The sequence below is a fragment of the Mesorhizobium sp. WSM4871 genome, from assembly GCF_055811295.1.
Genome location: NZ_JBVVPU010000003.1, coordinates 518,447 through 535,314, shown reverse-complemented (window position 1 = coordinate 535,314; position 16,868 = coordinate 518,447). Strand labels below are relative to the sequence as shown.

Here is a 16,868-nt window from a genome sequence, read left to right as displayed (position 1 = left end):
CGCATGCCCGATCGTCGCACATGCGAAGACCGATGGGAATCCAATATTGGACTCTTTTGTCTCGATCAATCCACTAGCATCGTCTATGACGGGCCGGTTGCGGCACCCGTGGAGGAGGGGCAGAAGGTGGGGGTGCTGCGCGTCTGGATCGGCGACACGCTGAGCCAGGAGACGCCGCTTTTCGCGGCCGAGTCGGTCGGTGTGGGATCGTTGCCGCAGCGCGCGTTCGATGCCGCCACGGAACTGGCCGTCGGCTGGTTGCGTTAGCGGCGTTACGGTGGACCTTTTTCCCGGCTGGGACTATGACCATCCCCAGGCACCGACAGAGGCGTTACGATTGGCGCGCGGATTTTTCATCACCTTCGAAGGCGGCGAAGGAGCAGGCAAGTCGACGCAGATCGAGCGGCTGGCCAGGAAGATGCGCGCCAAGAAATATGATGTCCTCGTCACGCGTGAGCCGGGCGGCTCACCGGGCGCGGAAGCTGTCAGGCATGTCCTGCTTTCGGGTGCCGCCGAACCGTTCGGCCCCAAGATGGAGGCGCTGCTTTTTGCAGCCGCGCGTTCCGACCATGTCGAACAGGTCATCCGGCCGGCGGTCGAGCGCGGTTCGATCGTACTTTGCGACCGCTTCATGGATTCCTCGCGCGTCTACCAGGGCGTCACCGGCGGCCTCGATCCGGCGTTCATGGACGCGCTGGAAGAGGTTGCCATCAACGGCATGGCGCCCGACATGACGCTGATCTTCGATATCGACCCGACCGAGGGCCTGCGCCGCGCCACGGCGCGGCGGGGCAGCGATGCCGATGCCGACCGTTTCGAAAAGGAGACGCTCGATATCCACCAGCGCCGCCGCGAAGCCTTTCTGGCGATCGCGGCTGCCGAGCCGGAGCGTTGCATCGTCATCGACGCGTCCGCCGATCCCGAAATGGTGGAGAACGTCGTCACCGCCACGGTGTTCGCAGCCCTGGAGGCGTTGGCGCCAACACACAGCAAGCAGGCGTCGCCGGCATGATCTTCGAACGCATCGCCCCTGAGCAGCACGACACGCTGGACGGCGTACCCGAGCCGTCCGAGACCCCGCGCCTGGTCGGACATGGCCAGGCGGCGAACATGCTCGCGTCAGCCTATCGCTCGGGCAAGCTGCCCCATGCGCTGATCTTTGCCGGCCCGGTCGGCATCGGCAAGGCGACGCTTGCCTTCCATCTGGCGCATCATCTTTTGAAGCATCCGGCATTCGAGCAGGCGCCCGATGTTCTTGCCGTTCCCGACCCGGCGTCATCGCTGTTTCGCCAGATCGCCACCGGCGCGCATCCTTGCGTGTTGCATCTGACGCGCCCGGCGAACGACAAGACCAAGAGCTTCAAGACGGTCGTCACCGTCGACGAGATCCGCAAGGTCAGCCGCTTCCTTTCGCTGACCTCGCATGACGGCAGCTACCGCGTGGTGATCGTCGATCCGGCCGACGACATGAATACCAACGCCGCCAATGCCTTGTTGAAAAACCTTGAAGAACCGCCGGCGCGAACCTTGTTCATCCTCATTGTCCATGCGCCGGGCAGTCTGCTGCCGACGATCCGGTCGCGCTGCCAGATGGTGCGGCTGACGCCGCTCGATGCCGAAAGCCTGATGACGGTTCTGGAGAGGGTCGAGCCGCCGCCGCCCGACAATCCCGCGGCGCGGGCAGCACTGGCCGAACGGGCAGGGGGCAGCGCGCGCGCCGCGATCCTTTTGACGCAATATGGCGGACTGGAAATCGCCGAGACGCTCGATGCCCTGGTGGCAGCGAGAAAGGGCGACGTCGCCGGCGCCTATCGCCTGGCGGAGGCGGTCGCCGGCCGCGACCAGGTCATCCAGTTCGACATCTTCAACCGCCGTGCGCTCGACCTGCTTGCATCAGGCGCCAGCGAAGCAGCCCTTGCCGGCGACCTGGCGCGGGCGAAAACGCTGTCGGATACTTGGCACGAGGCGCTGAACGCTATATCTGAGACGGATACCTACAATCTCGACAAGAAGCAGCACGCCTTGACCATGATCGACCGCCTGAATTCCGCAATGCGAATGTGATCGGATCCGGCCCCGCGTCGGGATGGCAATCGCCGTCTCGATGCGATATCCACCGCCTCACATTCATTCGGACATTCATGACGGTTTATTCATGTCACGCGACACATTCTATATCACGACCGCGATTTCCTATCCGAACGGCAAACCGCATATCGGCCATGCCTACGAGTTGATCGCCACCGACGCGCTCGCCCGTTTCCAGCGGCTTGACGGCAAGCAGGTTTTTTTTCTCACCGGCACCGACGAGCACGGCATCAAGATGCTGCAGACGGCCAAGCGCGAAGGCATCTCGCCGCGCGAGCTGGCCGACCGCAATTCGGCGGAATTCAAGCGCATGGCCGTTGCGCTCAATGCCTCCAATGACGATTTCATCCGCACCACCGAAAAGCGGCACTACGCTGCCTCCCAGGCGATCTGGAAGGCGATGGCCGCCAATGGCGACATCTACAAGGGCGGCTATGCCGGCTGGTACTCGGTGCGCGACGAGGCCTATTACGGTGAAGAGGAAACCGAAGTCCGCCCCGACAATGTCCGCTACGGCCCGCAGGGGACACCAGTCGAATGGGTCGAGGAGGAAAGCTATTTCTTCCGCCTCTCGGCCTATCAGGACAGGCTGCTGGCGCTTTACGAAAGCCAGCCCGACTTCATCGGCCCGGCCGAACGGCGCAATGAGGTGATGAGCTTCGTCAAATCCGGGCTGAAGGACCTGTCGATCTCGCGCACCACTTTCGACTGGGGCGTGCCGGTGCCGGGCGACGAAAAGCACGTGATGTATGTCTGGGTCGACGCCTTGACCAACTACATCACCGGCGTCGGCTATCCCAATGAAAACGCTGATGATTGGCGCTTTTGGCCAGCCGATGCTCACATCATCGGCAAGGACATTGTGCGTTTCCACGCCGTCTATTGGCCAGCCTTCCTGATGTCGGCGGGCATCCCCCTGCCGAAGCGCGTCTTCGGCCACGGCTTCCTGTTCAACCGCGGCGAGAAGATGTCGAAATCGGTTGGGAACGTCGTCGACCCATTTACCATGGTCGAGCATTATGGCGTTGACCAGGTGCGCTACTTCTTCCTGCGTGAAGTGCCGTTCGGCCAGGACGGCAGCTACAGCCACGAGGCCATCGTCAACCGCACCAATGCCGATCTTGCCAATGGTCTCGGCAATCTGGCGCAGCGCTCGCTGTCGATGATCGCCAAGAACTGCGGTGGCGTGGTGCCGCGGCGCGGCGACCTCCTGGATGCCGACAGTGCGATCCTCGACCAGGCGGTGGATGCGCTTGGCGCGGCGCGCACGTCGATGGCAGAGCAGGGCATCCATTTGGCGCTGGCTGCGATCTTCGGCGTGGTGGCCGAAGCCGACCGCTATTTCGCCTCGCAGGAACCCTGGGCGCTGAAGAAAACCGATCCGGTCCGTATGGAGACGGTGCTTTGGACGACCGCCGAGATCGTACGCCGCGTGGCGTTGTTGTGCCAGCCCTACATCCCGGGGTCGGCCGCCAAGCTGCTCGACCTGCTGGCGGTGGCGGCGGACAAGCGTGACTTTGCGCATATCCACGCCGACTATGCACTTGTGCCCGGTACGGCATTGCCCGTGCCGGAGGGCGTCTTTCCGCGTTACGTCGAAAAGCCGGACGCGAACGCCTGATGCTGGTCGACAGTCACTGCCATCTCGATTTTCCTGATTTTGCCGAGGAGCGGGCAGCCATCGTCGCCCGCGCCAAAGCGGCCGGGATCGGCCGCATGGTAACGATCTCAACGCGTGTGAGGCGATTTCAGCAAGTGCTTGAGATTGCCGAGTCTTTCGACGACGTATACTGCTCTGTCGGCACTCACCCACACAATGCGGCAGAAGAGCTTGATGTGACGGCTGAGGAGCTCATACGCCTGTCCGCGCATCCCAAGGTGGTGGCGATCGGTGAAGCCGGGCTCGATTATTTCTACGACCATGCGCCGCGCGATGCGCAGGCACAGGGGTTTCGCACCCATATCGCCGCCGCTCGCGAGACGGGGCTGCCGCTGGTCATCCACTCGCGCGACGCCGACGACGACATGGCGGGTATCCTCGAGGAAGAAACAGGGAAGGGCGCCTTCCCCTTCATCCTGCACTGTTTTTCCTCCGGACGCCGGCTGGCGGAAGTGGGCGTCAAGCTCGGCGGCTATGTGTCCTTTTCCGGCATCCTGACCTTCAAGAATTCGGCCGAACTGCGCGCCATCGCCGCCGACGTGCCGCATGAGCGCCTGTTGGTCGAAACCGACGCGCCATATCTGGCGCCGGTGCCGTTTCGCGGCAAGCGCAACGAGCCGGCCTATGTCGCGCATACGGCCAAGGTTCTGGCCGAGACGATCGGCGTCGGCGAGGCCGAGATCGCTGATATCACGACGGACAACTTCTTTCGGCTGTTCAGGAAGATGCCCCGACCCGACACACCGGGTCTGGACGCGCAGGCGCCGGGCGCATGAGCGACCGGCTGCGTTTCACCGTCCTCGGCTGCGGCTCGTCGCCGGGCACGCCGCGCATCACCGGCGACTGGGGCAATTGCGACCCCGCCAATCCCAGGAACCGGCGCATGCGCACCGCCGCCCTTGTCGAGCGGATCGCGGCGAATGGCGGCCGAACCACCGTCGTCATCGACACCGGGCCGGATTTCCGCGAGCAGATGCTGCTGGCGTCGGTCAAGCGTATCGATGCCGTCGTCTACACGCATCCGCATGCCGACCATATTCACGGCATCGACGATTTGCGCGGCTTCGTTCTCGAACAGCGCCAGCTGATCGATATCCATGCCGACCAAGACACCATGCTGCGCATGCGGCAGGCGTTCGGCTATTGTTTCGAAACGCCGCCAGGCAGCTCCTATCCGCCGATCGTCAACGCCCATATCATCGATCACGCCAGGCCGGTGGTGATCGAAGGAGAGGGGGGTGCCCTCACCCTGCAGCCGCTGCCGCAATTCCATGGCGACATCATCTCGCTTGGTTTTCGCATCGGCGGGATCGCCTATTGTCCCGATATCAGCGGCTTCCCGGACGCCACGGTCGGGCTATTGCACGGCCTGGAAATGCTGGTCATCGACGCGCTGCAATACAGGACGCATCCGAGCCATCTGTCGCTCGGTCAGGCGCTTGACTGGATCGAAAAACTGGCGCCGAAAAAGGCCGTGCTGACGCATATGCATGTGCCGCTCGACTACGCCACGGTGATGGCCGAGACGCCAGCCAACGTCGAACCGGCCTATGATGGGATGGTCCTGGAAATCCCTTACGAGTCAGCGTGATACGAATGGCGCTTCAGGAGCGCGTTGCTCTCTTTGGTGCAAACATCAGCAGCGTTCCAATCCGGTCATAGCCCATGCGGGGATAAAGCAGCGCTCCTGCATGGGTCGCGGTCAGCACCGACCATTTCGAGCCGCGGGCGCGATCGTCGTGCAGCATTTTCGACAGCAACGCCTGGCCGATGCCACGGCGCCGATACGAGGTGTCGACATACATGTCCGCGCACCAAGTGGCTCCTACGGCATCGACGCTGCGCACCCGCCCGACGATGTCGTCTCCATCGATTGCCACATACTGGCGGAATGGCGCGTCATCGCCGAGCAGATTGTCGCCGATCGGCCGCGAACGCGTGATCCTTCCCAACTGCGCCGCACGCTCGGCCGTATGCACGTGTTCGATCGAAACGACAGCCGGCGGCTTTGGTATCCGGCCCAAGCGCTGAACGAAGAAGCCTTCGGTCCGCAACAGCCGGTATCCTAGTGCCTTATAGGCGGTGCGTAATGGCTGGTCCGGTTCGCCGTTAGCGGTCACAACGCTGATGACGAAGCCAGCACGCGCATGCTGCCGCACGATCGCGTCCACCTCATGAGCAGCGATGTCATGGGCGATCCATTCCTCGGTGCGGTAATTGCGAGGATTATTGCGTTGAGCATCCCGCATCACCCACAACGGCCCGAAGCGATCGACCTCGTAAGGAAAGGTGCTGCTCCTGCCGGCGCTGTGCCCATGCACGAACACCTCGATCGCCGCTTCGATCTCGCTGCTTGCTCTCGTCATTTCGACAGCCTAGCGTTGGCCATCCGCTCAAGGCAACACGCCGCAATCGGCTCAAACCTATGAAAATCAGCGGCAATTTCCAGTTCCTGGCCAACGCGTCAGTTCCATAATCTATCTTATGCGACTTTCTGATGTGGGGCTATGTAGAGGGCGACCGCCGTGGCCCTACCCGTTTATCGGCCTAGATGCACGACGCGCGGTTCGTGTAGCTTCCTCGAATGGAATCGTTTCCCGAGGTCATCACTCACAATTACGATCCCCGTCGGAGACCGTGCAGGAACATCTGCGATCTTTCCGAAGTGCATGCAGAACGGATTCTTGGCGAGATCAGGGCGTCTGGGCTGCGCACCATCAAATCAGACTACTTGCAGAGGCGACGATTAACGGAGGAATGGCTCATTCGAGAACGGCGCCGATTGCTTGGGCCGACGAAGCTGGAGCGTCCGGTCTATTTCTTTCTTGGCGACGACTTTGCCGACGGCAAAGACCCGTCACGGCCAAGATCACTCGTTATGCGACTGCGAGAGTTCCCACCGAACACGCTGACTTTCACTTATCCGGACAGCATGGCAAGCCTTCCGATCGCGACCCGTGATGATCTTCGCCTCCAACGAAAGCGATACCACGGGCAAGTGTTTACTCTTGGTGAGATCGAAGCCGTCGTGGCTGAGTATGGAATGCCCGGTGAGCGCTGGAAGACCGATCCTACGATGAAGTATGACAAGTTCATCGAGGTGCAGGTGTGGGATGATCGCCTCGTTAAGGAGCGGCTACTTCGGGTCGATTCCTGCCGCTCAACTTAGTGTCACTTCAAAGGTGAAGTCCGGACAGCCTACTGCACCGCTCCCGATCGGGCTGCGCAACGCCTGCCCGCTAGTCGAGCACGACCACGGCCTCCACCTCGAAGAGCATCGGGTCGATCGCAAGCTTGGGAACGGGAACCAGAGTCTGCGCCGGCAGCGCATCGCCGAACATTTCCTTGACGTTCCTGGTCAGCGCCTCGAGCTTGGACATGTCGTGATCGACCACGAAGACCGTCAGCTTGGCGACCTGATCGGGTTTGGCACCGATACCCTCGAGCGCTGTCCGCAAATTCGCATAGGCCTGTTTCACCTGGATAGCGAAGTCGGGCGACAAGCCTCCCGTGCTGTCCTGGCCGCCCTGCCCGGAAATGTAGGCCACCCGGGCTCCGGGCGGCGTGATCACCGCCGTGCTGTAGCCGTTCGGCGACGGGTCGTAGAGCGTCTGCGGATTGACGATGGTCAGCTTTCGATCCTCGCTCGCTGTGGTCGCAGTGGGAATGGTCATGATGATCAGGGCTCCGATAAGCAGGTTCTTGATTGCACGGGACATGTTTCTTTTCTTGGGTTCTGCCGACTGCGAGGAAACGTACCTCGCTGCCAGCATGATTGAAGTTTGGCCATATCGGCCATACGGTTGACTCATACGATGTACGAGACTTCGTATGGTACGGTGTACTAGTCAAGCCGTCAGCGTCGACATTCCTGACGGCGCCTGCCAAAATCGACGTTCGGCCAGCGAGGAAGACAGATGGCAGCCAAACGCAGCGGCGCCCGAAGCAAACCGCTCCAGCCCGCGCTGGAGCCGCGCGGTGAACCAGCTCTCTCCCGGGAGCGCATCGTGGCGACCGCGGTAGAGCTGCTGGACGCTCAAGGGCTCGACGGATTGACGATGCGCCGGCTGGCCGATCGCCTCGGCTCGGGGGTGATGAGCCTGTATTGGCACGTCAACAACAAAGAGGATGTCTTTGATCTGGCGCTCGATTCGGTGCTCGAATATCGCGGACCGCCGCAAATAGTCGAGACTCAAGACTGGCGCGCAGATGTCGTTCATATGCTCGAAGACTGGCGCGCCAGTATGCTGCGCCATCCTTGGTCGGCATCGCTGTTGCCGCGCCGGGCGCTCGGCCCCAACATCCTCAGTCGCCTGGAACTGCTGAGCAAGACTTTGTCCAAAGCCGGCATAGCGGACACGGATTTGAATGTCGCGATATGGTCGCTCTGGAACTGTGTGATGGGCGCCACCATCACCCGGGCGAGCTTCGACCTCTCGGACAACGACAGGGCCGCCGCGCAGCAGCGCCTTACCAGCGAACGCTATCCGACAATCGAACGCTCTCGTCTGCTGATGGATAACGACTGGAACGGCGCTTTCCGCAAAGGCCTCGACTTCCTGCTCGATGGCCTCGCTCCAAGATAATAGACATTCCTTTCATCGCCCCCTACCCGGCCGGTGTCGCACCTTCCGGACTCTGCAACAAGGACCTCCGAAAATGCATCCCGGCTTTCTCGATTTTCCCGCGCAGCTGCCCGGCGGCGTACAGCCGCGCATCGTGCTGTTCGGCGCGCCGCATGGCAGCACCTATCCCGGCGCCGATCCTTCGGGTTTCGCCGGTGCGGCGGCCGCCATCCGCGCCGCCAGCCAGGACGATGCGCAGTTCCTCGACAGCTGGGACTTCGACCTTGGCGGCCCCCTCTTCGACGGCCGTGAGCCCTGCTGTGCCGATGCCGGCGACCTGCCGACGTCGGTCCTTGACAATGCCGGAAATCGCAAGCTGATCGAAGAGAAGACGCGCGCCATCCTCGCCGCCGGCGCCGCACCGCTGATGATCGGGGGCGACGATTCCGTGCCCATCCCCTTCATCGCCGGCTTTGCCGATCATGGCCCAATATGGATCCTGCAGATCGATGCCCATATCGACTGGCGCGACGAGCGTTACGGCGAGCCCTTGGGCTATTCCAGCACCATGCGCCGGGCGAGCGAGATGCCACATGTCGCCGGCATCGTGCAGGCGGGCATCCGGGGCGTTGGCAGTGCCCGGCCCCTGGAGGTCGAGACCGCCAGGCGCTGGGGCGCGCATCTGGTCACGGCGCGGGAGATCCATGCCGAGGGCATCGAAACCGCCCTCAAGCACATACCTACGGGCGCGCGCGTGGTCGTGACCCTCGACTGCGACGGGCTCGATCCCAGCGTGATGCCGGGCGTCGCCGGCCGCACGCCCGGCGGGCTGACCTATCAGCAGGCGATCGGACTGATCGAGGGGGTGAGCCAACGCGGACGCCTTGCCGGCTTCGACCTCATTGAATTCCAAACATCCGCTGATATCGACGGCATCACGGCGCTCACCGCTGCGCGCCTTCTCGTCAATGCGATCGGGCGCATCGTCCGGCAGGTGTGAGCCGGTAGCTGACGCCAGATCGGCGCTCTCGTCGCGACCGGTGCACCGTGAAGAGACGTCAGGCGACATTCGAAATGGGTTGCAACGCCGGAATGTGGCGGTTGCGCGTTGGCGGAACCGCTCTCGTCGATACGTGTTAGGACCTTGCAGGCCGGCAATTGTGAAAGGGGTGGAACTCCGATGCCCAACAAATCCGAGAAGTTGGTCGCCAAGGCACAGATGATGATACGCAAGCCCGTCGCGGAGGTCTTTCAATCATTGATCGATCCGAGGATCACTTCCCATTTCTGGTTTTCCAAGGGTGCCGCGCCGTTGCAAGCCGGCGAAAAGATCAGATGGGATTGGGAGATGTATGGCGTGCATACAATCGCCGACATAAAGGCGATCGACCAGAACGAGCGAATTCTGATCGAATGGAATGGACCTGAAAATCCGAGTTTCGTCGAGTGGACATTCGAGTCGATGGACGATGGTCAAACCTTCGTCACCGTCAGAAACTGGGACTTTTCCGGCGGCCTCGAGGAAGCAATAAACTCCACCGAAGGGTTCACATATCTGTTGGCAGGCATGAAATTCTACCTGGAGCATGGTATTGAGCCCAATCTCGTCCTGGACCATGCGCCGAACGCTCGGCTTATCTGAGAGGCAACCGTCCGCATCGGATCGATTCCAGTCGACCAACTCAACGTTGCAAGAATTCCGCAAAGGATCGCCCGCGCTTCCCGACCAAGATATTCAGTCGCATGTCGAGGCGTAGAATTTGCAGCCGCGACGAGTGGTTGGCGGAAGCTGGAACTCCCATAACGGTTATGACGTTAGTCTTCGACAACGATCAGATCACCCATGAAAACCGACACTGCAAACGTGACCCGGCAAAGGCTGCGCCTGTCCGGCGGCACTGAATTGTCCTATCTCGCGGCGGGTGAGGCGTTCGACCCCGCCGTGCTGCTGCTGCACGGCTTTCCCAGTTCCGCGCGGACATTTCGGGAGGTCATACCTGTGCTATCGCGGGCCGCCTATGTGATCGCGCCCGATTTGCCTGGCTTTGGCGAGTCCGACGTTTTACCCTCAGTCTCGTTTTTCGCCTTCGGTCAGGCAATCTTGCAGTTGCTGGATCGGCTCGCTATCGGGCCGCGCTACATTTACCTTCACGATTTCGGGGCTCCGGTGGGTTTCCACGTGGCCATGCAGGCGCCGGAGCAGGTTCTGGGCCTCATTATTCAGAACGCCAACGCCCATCGAACCGGCCTGGGGCCGCAATGGGCGGCGACGCGCGCCTATTGGTCGCAACCGAGCGCGGAAAACGCGGCGGCCGCATCCGCGCACCTGACATTCGAGGGCACGCGCGACCAGTATATCGCAAACGTCCCGCCGGATGTGGCCGAGCGCGTCCCGGCCGAGAGCTGGGAAGAGGACTGGCGGGTGATGCAACTTCCCGGCCGGATGGACACCCAGCGAGCGCTCATCGCCGACTATGGGAACTACGCCGCGCGGTTCGACGCCATCGCCGATTATCTCGCGCGCTGGCAGCCGCCTTCCCTGATGCTTTGGGGACGGCACGATGCATTCTTCGATCTCTCCGAGACCCTGTCATGGATGCAGGCTCTTCCCAGGATGGAAGCCCACGTTCTGGACGCCGGCCATTTCCTGCTTGAAACCCATGCAGCCGAAGCCGCGTCGCTCATGCTCGACTTCATCAGGCGCAACCCGCCAGAAGAGCGAAAAGACCGGGAGCATGCCTAGCCCCACGGAGCTGTTGCTTTTAGAAGAATTCGCTGAGGAACGCCGCTGCCTCGTCCGATATCCCGACGATCTTGTTCGTTGCCTGACGATAGAATTTGAAGTTGAGCTCGGTCGCAGGCCGGCCGTCATTCCAATTAGCGAAATGTTTGAGTTCGCGCCGTCCCAGCGGTCGCTTGGCGAGCGCGGCACGTTCGATCGAGAGGCTCACACGCGGCGTTTGCCGGGCGATACCGTGCTTCTTCGCAATCGCTTCGACTGATGTGACGACGCCGCGCGCAATAAGACCCTGCCCGCCCTCGTTCTCGCTTGCGAACACGAAAACCGTATCGCCCTCGGCGATATGCTTGCCGCCATACATGGTTTTCTGCGCGGCGAACGCGAAGGTTTTTGCCTGCGGATCGCGGATCTCGGTCTTGATCGCGTAGTCCATGCTCTTCCCTGCGTTCAAACCGCTGTCATCCCAGATCGATCTGGTAGGACAGAACACGCTTTGCCGCAGGCGCGATCAACATCACGCCCGGTTTGTTCGTGAACTCGCCGTCGAAATCCACGGGGCTCGCAATGCCGTGCCAGGGCTCGATGCACAGGAATGGCGCACCGCCCGGCTTGGACCAGATGCCCAATTCCCGAAATCCCTGCCAGGACATCTCGATCGCCGGACCACGGTCGGCGGCATAACGCACGCTGCTGCCGGCAGGCCGATCGAGAATGACGGCGTCGTCGTCAAACAGCCGTTCGGAGAGCGCAAGAATTTTGCCCTCCACGGGCGTCGGCTGTGGCGTTGCCAGCAGCAGGCCGTCCCTAAGCCGACGGATCGGCGCCCGCTCGTCGTCGGCAAAAGTCAGCCGATAATCCGTCTTGGCCAGGTCCGGCAGCAACGGCCAATTGAAGGCCGGATGCGCCCCGATCGATGCCGGAAGCGGCTCGTCGCCGGCGTTGGTGATGTCGAAGGTCACGCCAAGCTGCCGGCGGTCAAGCCTGTAGGTCACGGCCAGACGAAAGGCGAATGGATAGTGCGTGCGGGTATCGGCATCGTCGGTGAGAACCAGCGTACAGGATCGAGGGCCCCTCTCCGCCCAGGCAAACGGCTTGTTGCGCACGAATCCGTGCTGCGTCATCGGGTAGGATTGGCCTCGATGGCGCAATTGATCGCCCTTCAGCCGACCGACGATCGGAAACAGCACCGGCGAATGCCGCCGCCAGGCCGGCCCGGCCTGCCACAGAAGCTCGGTCCCCTCCGCGTCGCGCAACGAGACCAGCTCGGCGCCCTGCCCGACGATGGTCGCCGAGATGCCGTCACCGTGAAGTGTCAGACTATCCTGTTCCATATGTCCTCACGGGTGGCTGGTGTGGCCGGCAGGCTAACAAAAGGCCCCGCGGGAACTCAAGAGCGCAAGGCTACGCCGCACCTCACAGAGCGACGAAAGAGCTACAAGCGAGACGGCGCGTTCGCGCGCGCCTCAAATGAAAACCGTGGCCGGAGGTTTCCCTTCGGCCACGGCAAAGTTAGAAGTGTTGCCTGCTACGGTCGGTCGATTATTCGCGCTCGCCGGTGAAATTCAGCAAGAGCTGGAAGATATTGATGAAGTTCAGATAGAGCGAGAAGGCGCCGAAGACGGCGAGCTTCTGCTGTGATTCCGCGCCGAAATTCTCGGCATATTGTTCCTTGATCGTCTGCGTGTCCCAGGCGGTAAGGCCGATGAACACGGCGATGCCGATCACCGATATCGCGAACTGCAGCGCGGTCGAGCCGAGGAAGATGTTGACGACGCTGGCGATCACCACGCCGATCAGGCCCATGATCAGGAACGACGAGAACTGGGTCAGGTCGCGTTTGGTCGTGTAGCCGTAAAGGCTGGTGGCGCCGAACATGGTGGCGGCGATGAAAAAGGTGCGCGCGATGCTGGTGCCTGTGAAGACCAGGAACACGGAAGCGAGCGACAGGCCCATGACCGCGCAGAATGCCCAGAACATGGCCTGGGCGCCGGCCGCGGACATGGTCTGCATCCGGAACGAGAACAAGAGCACGAAGGCGAGCGGCGCCAGCATCACCACCCATTTCAGCGGGCTGGAAAAGATCGGCACGTAGAGCGCGGGCGTCGAACCCACCGCATAAGCGATGATACCGGTGACGACGAGGCCGAGCCCCATGTAGTTGTAGACGCGCAGCATGTGCTGGCGCAGGCCCTGGTCATAGTCGGCTCCGGCGCGGGCGCCAGTACCGACGCCATATCTCAGATTGGGAATGTTCATGCGGATTCTCCTGGTGATGCGGGATTAGTAAAGCGTACTGGCAAGCGTTTCGGCGGCGTGATCGAGGTCGCGCACACCGCTTCGGGCAATGACTGCGTAGGCGACGTCGCCGATCTGGAAGTAAGCCGAGGAGATGTCGCCCGAAGGCGCAGCAGTCGGCTTGACCACGTCGAATGTTCCGGGTCTGATCGCGAAGAGCGAGACCAATCCCATATCCTTTGTTTCGACAGCCATTTCGACGCTGGGGCCGAACCGCGACGGATAGATCTGTACGTCGCGGACCTTCCAGTCGGTCGGCAGTGACGGCATGACGATCGCCGTGGCGGCGCGGATCTCATCGGCGTTGTAGTCCGGCGCTTCCAGCTGGGACGACATGGTCTCGCGCACGATCGTCGTCCTGTGCGCCTGGATCGCTTCCTGCAGGTAGACGGGCGGTTGGGTCGAGGCGACGACTTTGGTCACCGATATCGGTCCAAGCATGCTGTGCGCCAGCCAGCCGGCAGCAACAAAGACAGCAACCGCGGCCACCCGCTGCAACGCGCCGAAGACGCGGTCCCGGGCCAGGCCCCGCTCCAGCCGGCGTGCCGCATCGGCCGTTGCCGGCCGCGCCATGCCTTGGGACCCCGCAAGCGCCATGCGCAGTTCGTCGCGCGTCCTGAGGTCGGACATCACCCGTGCCGCCGCCTCCGGACGGGTCGACAGAAACGCCCCAACTTCAATGCGGCGTGCAACGTCCAGCTGGTCGTCGACATAGGCATCAAGGTCGGCATCGATTACCGGATCGCGCAGTTCGTTCATCACTGATCTCCCACGATCCTGAGGTGGCTTTTTGCACGCGCAGGCGATGTGTCTTCCATCTCGCGCAGCGCCGCCCGCGCACGACCGATGCGTGACATCAACGTTCCAAGCGGCACGCCGCTCACCTCGGCCGCCTGGCTGTAGGTAAGTCCCTCGATGGCGACGAGATGCAGTGCCGAACGCTGCTCTTCGGGCAATTTGAAAAAGGCTTCACGCACCTGCGCCAGGCGGATCGAATGCTCCTGGGGGGCGTCCATATTGGCGTCGGCAAGGTATTCGGCCTGCTCGATGCGCGCCGCTTCGGATTTGCGCGACCGTATTCCGTCAATGAAGGCATTGTGAACAATCGACAGCAGCCATGCGCGCAGGTTTCCGCCGGAACGGAAGGAGCCGCGCCTCTCATAGGCCCGCACCAGCGCATCCTGCACCAGATCCTCGGCATCGGCACTATTGCGCGTCAACGAACGCGCGTAGCGGCGCAGCGAACCGAGCTGTCCCATGATATCGAAACGTGGCATCGATGGTTTCATGATCTGTTTACGGAACACGCAGGGATTTTAATCCCTCATTGCAAAAATTTTTCCACGATATTCAATCTCGCGTGCCGCAAAGCCTGCTGAATGCACCCGGAAATGCTTATTCAAACTACGCCGATCTGACAGGAACGTGTAGGGCTCACTTCCGTCTTGCCGATCGCACGGCATTCGGTCTGGCGCACATGAAACCGCTGGCGCAAGGCGGGCGATTTGCGTATCACTCCGCCGCCATTGGGACGATGTTAATGTTCGAAAACCTGCAACCAGCCCCCGCCGACAAGATCATTGCCCTGATCGGCCTCTATCGCGCCGATCCGCGCCCCGACAAGGTCGACCTCGGGGTCGGCGTCTACAAGGACCGTGACGGCAAGACGCCGGTTATGCGCGCGGTGCGCGAAGCCGAAAAGCGCCTGCTGCAGAGCCAAGATACCAAGACCTATCTCGGCCTTGCCGGCGACACCGGCTTCAACGCCGCGATGGCGAAGCTCACCTTCGGTCCCGCGGCCGACCTGGGGCGCATCCGCGCCGCGCAGGCGCCTGGCGGCTCCGGCGCGCTGCGGCTGGTAGCCGAGTTGCTCAAGCGGACCCGCTCCGACGCGACGATCTGGCTGTCCGACCCGACATGGCCGAACCACCCACCTGTGATGCGCGCCGCCGGCCTGCAGATCCGCGAATACCCCTATTTCGACGCTGCTTCCGGTGCGGTGCGCTTCGCCGACATGCTGACGGCTCTACGCGCTGCAAAGAGCGGCGACGTGGTGCTGCTGCATGGCTGCTGCCATAACCCGACCGGCGCCAATCTCGATCCCGCGCAATGGACCGAAATCACTGATCTTGTGGTCGAGCGCGGCCTGCTGCCTTTTGTCGACATCGCTTATCAGGGCTTTGGCGAAGGTCTCGATGCGGACGCCGCCGGCCTGCGCATCATGGCGGCAAAGGTCCCCGAAATGGTCGTCGCCTCGAGCTGCTCGAAGAACTTTGCCGTCTATCGCGACCGCGTCGGGGCGGCGATGATCCTGGCCAAGGACGGCGCCCAAGCGGATGTGGCGATGGGCCAGATGCTGTCGGCGGCGCGCGCCATGTATTCGATGCCGCCGGACCATGGTGCGGCCGCCGTGCGCATCGTGCTGGAAGATGCCGCCTTGCGCGCCGACTGGGAGGCGGAACTGGAAGACATGCGGCTGCGCATGCTCAGGCTTCGCGTCCAGTTCGCCGAGGCGCTGCGGCGGCAGTCCAATTCAGACCGCTTCGATTTCGTCGCCAGCCATCGCGGCATGTTTTCCCGCCTTGGCCTGTCCGAGGCGCAGGTCGAGCGCCTGCGCGCCGAGCACGGCGTCTACATGGTCGGCGACAGCCGCATCAACGTCGCGGGCCTGCCCGAAGACGGGATGGACGCACTCGCCAAGGCGATCGTCTCGGTGCTCGACTAGACCACAGCCACGATTACATGGGCTTGAATTTTGGCAGCAACCTCGCCGCTGCCATGTCTGTCTGCAATCGCGGATGCTGCGTAGTCGGTTGCAGCGTCGAGTTTTCCTGCGTCCCTGGCCTCGATTTCGTTGCGAAGGACAGTTCCCTGGCAATAAGCAACCGCCGGAAGGCGCGGCGAGGATGCGCGGCTTTGTTCGGCTCTTGTCTCGATCACCACGCGGGAGAAACCCGCGTCCTCCAGCTCGCTGCGGATCAGCGCAGTGCGGTGTGCGTGCCAGAAAGCGCGGCGGATCGTTCGGAAAAATCCTTGCGAGAGCATTCGTGACGTCATCCGCAAATACATTCTCCTCGATGCGATCCCATACGTTGAACAAAAAATGTCCTCCGGGCTTCAGGACTCGCCTGGTTTCGCGGTAGGCAGATGAGCGGTCGGGAAAGAACATCGCGCCGAACTGACAGCAAACGAGATCGAAGGCCGCATTTTCAAACGGCAGCGCCAGCGCATCCGCCTGGCGCCATTTGATGCGACTGTCGGGCGCTTGTCGCGAAGCGGCGTAGTCGAGCATCGGCTGGTTGAGGTCGGTTACGTCATAGCTTGCGCCGGGGGACAGTTTTGGCGCCAATGCCCGGGTCACAACCCCGGTGCCCGCGGCGATCTCCAAAACGGCGGCTGGCGACAAGGACGCTGCTCGTCGTGCAAGATCCTTGGCGTACGGCTCGAAAATCAACGGCACCATATAGCGGTCGTAGTTTTCCGGAATCGAGCCAGCGAACACCTTGTCCGTTTCCAACAT

The 16,868-nt window shown here is 62.2% G+C and carries 18 protein-coding genes and 2 pseudogenes; 12 read left to right on the top strand and 8 right to left on the bottom strand.

Features of this window, described 5'->3' with window-relative positions; genetic code table 11:
- From AC0L2H_RS09280 to AC0L2H_RS09255, 6 genes and pseudogenes are all read left to right on the top strand, one after another.
- Positions 1-267, top strand: a pseudogene (locus tag AC0L2H_RS09280) (hypothetical protein); the annotation flags it as partial.
- Positions 268-337: 70 nt separating this feature from the next.
- Positions 338-1,012, top strand: coding sequence for a dTMP kinase (gene tmk / locus AC0L2H_RS09275; protein WP_473589910.1), 675 nt, complete (start codon positions 338-340; stop codon positions 1,010-1,012).
- The gene (locus AC0L2H_RS09270; protein WP_473589909.1) at positions 1,009-2,064 is read left to right on the top strand and encodes a DNA polymerase III subunit delta'; all 1,056 of its coding nucleotides are present in this window, start codon (positions 1,009-1,011) and stop codon (positions 2,062-2,064) included. Before tmk ends, AC0L2H_RS09270 begins: the two co-directional genes overlap by 4 nt.
- 91 nt (positions 2,065-2,155) lie before the next feature.
- A complete protein-coding gene (metG, locus tag AC0L2H_RS09265) occupies positions 2,156-3,709 on the top strand; it encodes a methionine--tRNA ligase (protein ID WP_473589908.1) in 1,554 nt (517 codons plus the stop codon).
- Complete coding sequence (locus tag AC0L2H_RS09260; RefSeq protein ID WP_473589907.1) at positions 3,709-4,524, top strand: TatD family hydrolase; 816 nt, start codon at positions 3,709-3,711, stop codon at positions 4,522-4,524. Before metG ends, AC0L2H_RS09260 begins: the two co-directional genes overlap by 1 nt.
- The gene (locus tag AC0L2H_RS09255) at positions 4,521-5,339 is read left to right on the top strand and encodes an MBL fold metallo-hydrolase (protein ID WP_473589906.1); all 819 of its coding nucleotides are present in this window, start codon (positions 4,521-4,523) and stop codon (positions 5,337-5,339) included. Before AC0L2H_RS09260 ends, AC0L2H_RS09255 begins: the two co-directional genes overlap by 4 nt.
- Positions 5,340-5,352: 13 nt before the next feature.
- Here the strand turns inward: AC0L2H_RS09255 and AC0L2H_RS09250 are convergent, their stop codons facing one another.
- Entirely contained in the window at positions 5,353-6,114 is a 762-nt protein-coding gene (locus tag AC0L2H_RS09250) for a GNAT family N-acetyltransferase (RefSeq protein ID WP_473589905.1), read from the bottom strand.
- Positions 6,115-6,332: 218 nt separating this feature from the next.
- Between AC0L2H_RS09250 and AC0L2H_RS09245 the strand changes: the two genes are divergently transcribed.
- Entirely contained in the window at positions 6,333-6,917 is a 585-nt protein-coding gene (locus tag AC0L2H_RS09245; protein ID WP_473589904.1) for a hypothetical protein, read from the top strand.
- A gap of 70 nt (positions 6,918-6,987) precedes the next feature.
- Here the strand turns inward: AC0L2H_RS09245 and AC0L2H_RS09240 are convergent, their stop codons facing one another.
- Positions 6,988-7,467, bottom strand: a complete 480-nt coding sequence (locus AC0L2H_RS09240) for a RidA family protein (protein ID WP_473589903.1) — start codon at positions 7,465-7,467, stop codon at positions 6,988-6,990.
- A 198-nt stretch (positions 7,468-7,665) separates the two neighbouring features.
- Between AC0L2H_RS09240 and AC0L2H_RS09235 the strand changes: the two genes are divergently transcribed.
- The 4 genes from AC0L2H_RS09235 (at position 7,666) to AC0L2H_RS09220 (ending at position 11,056) form a co-directional block, all read left to right on the top strand.
- On the top strand, positions 7,666-8,334 hold the full coding sequence (locus AC0L2H_RS09235) for a TetR/AcrR family transcriptional regulator (RefSeq protein ID WP_473589902.1): 669 nt from the start codon (positions 7,666-7,668) through the stop codon (positions 8,332-8,334).
- 73 nt (positions 8,335-8,407) lie between these two features.
- The gene (locus tag AC0L2H_RS09230) at positions 8,408-9,313 is read left to right on the top strand and encodes an arginase family protein (RefSeq protein WP_473589901.1); all 906 of its coding nucleotides are present in this window, start codon (positions 8,408-8,410) and stop codon (positions 9,311-9,313) included.
- Positions 9,314-9,493: 180 nt separating this feature from the next.
- Positions 9,494-9,955, top strand: a complete 462-nt coding sequence (locus tag AC0L2H_RS09225; protein ID WP_473589900.1) for an SRPBCC family protein — start codon at positions 9,494-9,496, stop codon at positions 9,953-9,955.
- Positions 9,956-10,156: 201 nt separating this feature from the next.
- The gene (locus tag AC0L2H_RS09220; RefSeq protein WP_473589899.1) at positions 10,157-11,056 is read left to right on the top strand and encodes an alpha/beta fold hydrolase; all 900 of its coding nucleotides are present in this window, start codon (positions 10,157-10,159) and stop codon (positions 11,054-11,056) included.
- A 19-nt stretch (positions 11,057-11,075) separates the two neighbouring features.
- On the opposite strand, the gene AC0L2H_RS09215 is transcribed toward AC0L2H_RS09220, so the two are convergent.
- The 5 genes from AC0L2H_RS09215 to AC0L2H_RS09195 form a co-directional block, all read right to left on the bottom strand.
- Positions 11,076-11,486 carry a hypothetical protein gene (locus tag AC0L2H_RS09215; RefSeq protein ID WP_473589898.1) on the bottom strand — a complete coding sequence of 137 codons (411 nt, stop codon included), beginning with the start codon at positions 11,484-11,486 and terminating at the stop codon, positions 11,076-11,078.
- A 25-nt stretch (positions 11,487-11,511) separates the two neighbouring features.
- Entirely contained in the window at positions 11,512-12,384 is an 873-nt protein-coding gene (locus AC0L2H_RS09210; RefSeq protein ID WP_473589897.1) for an aldose 1-epimerase family protein, read from the bottom strand.
- Between the two features lie 208 nt (positions 12,385-12,592).
- Positions 12,593-13,309, bottom strand: a complete 717-nt coding sequence (locus AC0L2H_RS09205) for a Bax inhibitor-1/YccA family protein (protein WP_473589896.1) — start codon at positions 13,307-13,309, stop codon at positions 12,593-12,595.
- Positions 13,310-13,333: 24 nt separating this feature from the next.
- Positions 13,334-14,107, bottom strand: a complete 774-nt coding sequence (locus AC0L2H_RS09200) for an anti-sigma factor family protein (RefSeq protein WP_473589895.1) — start codon at positions 14,105-14,107, stop codon at positions 13,334-13,336.
- Positions 14,107-14,625 (bottom strand): sigma-70 family RNA polymerase sigma factor, encoded by a 519-nt coding sequence (locus AC0L2H_RS09195; protein ID WP_473589894.1) that lies wholly within the window; start codon positions 14,623-14,625, stop codon positions 14,107-14,109. Before AC0L2H_RS09195 ends, AC0L2H_RS09200 begins: the two co-directional genes overlap by 1 nt.
- A gap of 263 nt (positions 14,626-14,888) precedes the next feature.
- Between AC0L2H_RS09195 and AC0L2H_RS09190 the strand changes: the two genes are divergently transcribed.
- On the top strand, positions 14,889-16,073 hold the full coding sequence (locus AC0L2H_RS09190; protein ID WP_473589893.1) for an amino acid aminotransferase: 1,185 nt from the start codon (positions 14,889-14,891) through the stop codon (positions 16,071-16,073).
- On the opposite strand, the pseudogene AC0L2H_RS09185 reads toward AC0L2H_RS09190, so the two are convergent.
- Positions 16,070-16,868 (bottom strand): annotated as a pseudogene (locus AC0L2H_RS09185) (class I SAM-dependent methyltransferase). The gene AC0L2H_RS09190 and the pseudogene AC0L2H_RS09185 sit on opposite strands and share 4 nt — an antisense overlap.

Bases quoted from the DNA above. Each gene is read 5' to 3' on its own strand.
- AC0L2H_RS09270 (WP_473589909.1), top strand. From the start codon at position 1,009: ATGATCTTCGAACGCATCGCCCCTGAGCAGCACGACACGCTGGACGGC.
- metG (WP_473589908.1), top strand. From the start codon at position 2,156: ATGTCACGCGACACATTCTATATCACGACCGCGATTTCCTATCCGAAC.
- AC0L2H_RS09260 (WP_473589907.1), top strand. From the start codon at position 3,709: ATGCTGGTCGACAGTCACTGCCATCTCGATTTTCCTGATTTTGCCGAG.
- AC0L2H_RS09255 (WP_473589906.1), top strand. From the start codon at position 4,521: ATGAGCGACCGGCTGCGTTTCACCGTCCTCGGCTGCGGCTCGTCGCCG.
- AC0L2H_RS09250 (WP_473589905.1), bottom strand. From the start codon at position 6,114: ATGACGAGAGCAAGCAGCGAGATCGAAGCGGCGATCGAGGTGTTCGTG.
- AC0L2H_RS09245 (WP_473589904.1), top strand. From the start codon at position 6,333: ATGGAATCGTTTCCCGAGGTCATCACTCACAATTACGATCCCCGTCGG.
- AC0L2H_RS09240 (WP_473589903.1), bottom strand. From the start codon at position 7,467: ATGTCCCGTGCAATCAAGAACCTGCTTATCGGAGCCCTGATCATCATG.
- AC0L2H_RS09235 (WP_473589902.1), top strand. From the start codon at position 7,666: ATGGCAGCCAAACGCAGCGGCGCCCGAAGCAAACCGCTCCAGCCCGCG.
- AC0L2H_RS09230 (WP_473589901.1), top strand. From the start codon at position 8,408: ATGCATCCCGGCTTTCTCGATTTTCCCGCGCAGCTGCCCGGCGGCGTA.
- AC0L2H_RS09225 (WP_473589900.1), top strand. From the start codon at position 9,494: ATGCCCAACAAATCCGAGAAGTTGGTCGCCAAGGCACAGATGATGATA.
- AC0L2H_RS09220 (WP_473589899.1), top strand. From the start codon at position 10,157: ATGAAAACCGACACTGCAAACGTGACCCGGCAAAGGCTGCGCCTGTCC.
- AC0L2H_RS09215 (WP_473589898.1), bottom strand. From the start codon at position 11,486: ATGGACTACGCGATCAAGACCGAGATCCGCGATCCGCAGGCAAAAACC.
- AC0L2H_RS09210 (WP_473589897.1), bottom strand. From the start codon at position 12,384: ATGGAACAGGATAGTCTGACACTTCACGGTGACGGCATCTCGGCGACC.
- AC0L2H_RS09205 (WP_473589896.1), bottom strand. From the start codon at position 13,309: ATGAACATTCCCAATCTGAGATATGGCGTCGGTACTGGCGCCCGCGCC.
- AC0L2H_RS09200 (WP_473589895.1), bottom strand. From the start codon at position 14,107: ATGAACGAACTGCGCGATCCGGTAATCGATGCCGACCTTGATGCCTAT.
- AC0L2H_RS09195 (WP_473589894.1), bottom strand. From the start codon at position 14,625: ATGCCACGTTTCGATATCATGGGACAGCTCGGTTCGCTGCGCCGCTAC.
- AC0L2H_RS09190 (WP_473589893.1), top strand. From the start codon at position 14,889: ATGTTCGAAAACCTGCAACCAGCCCCCGCCGACAAGATCATTGCCCTG.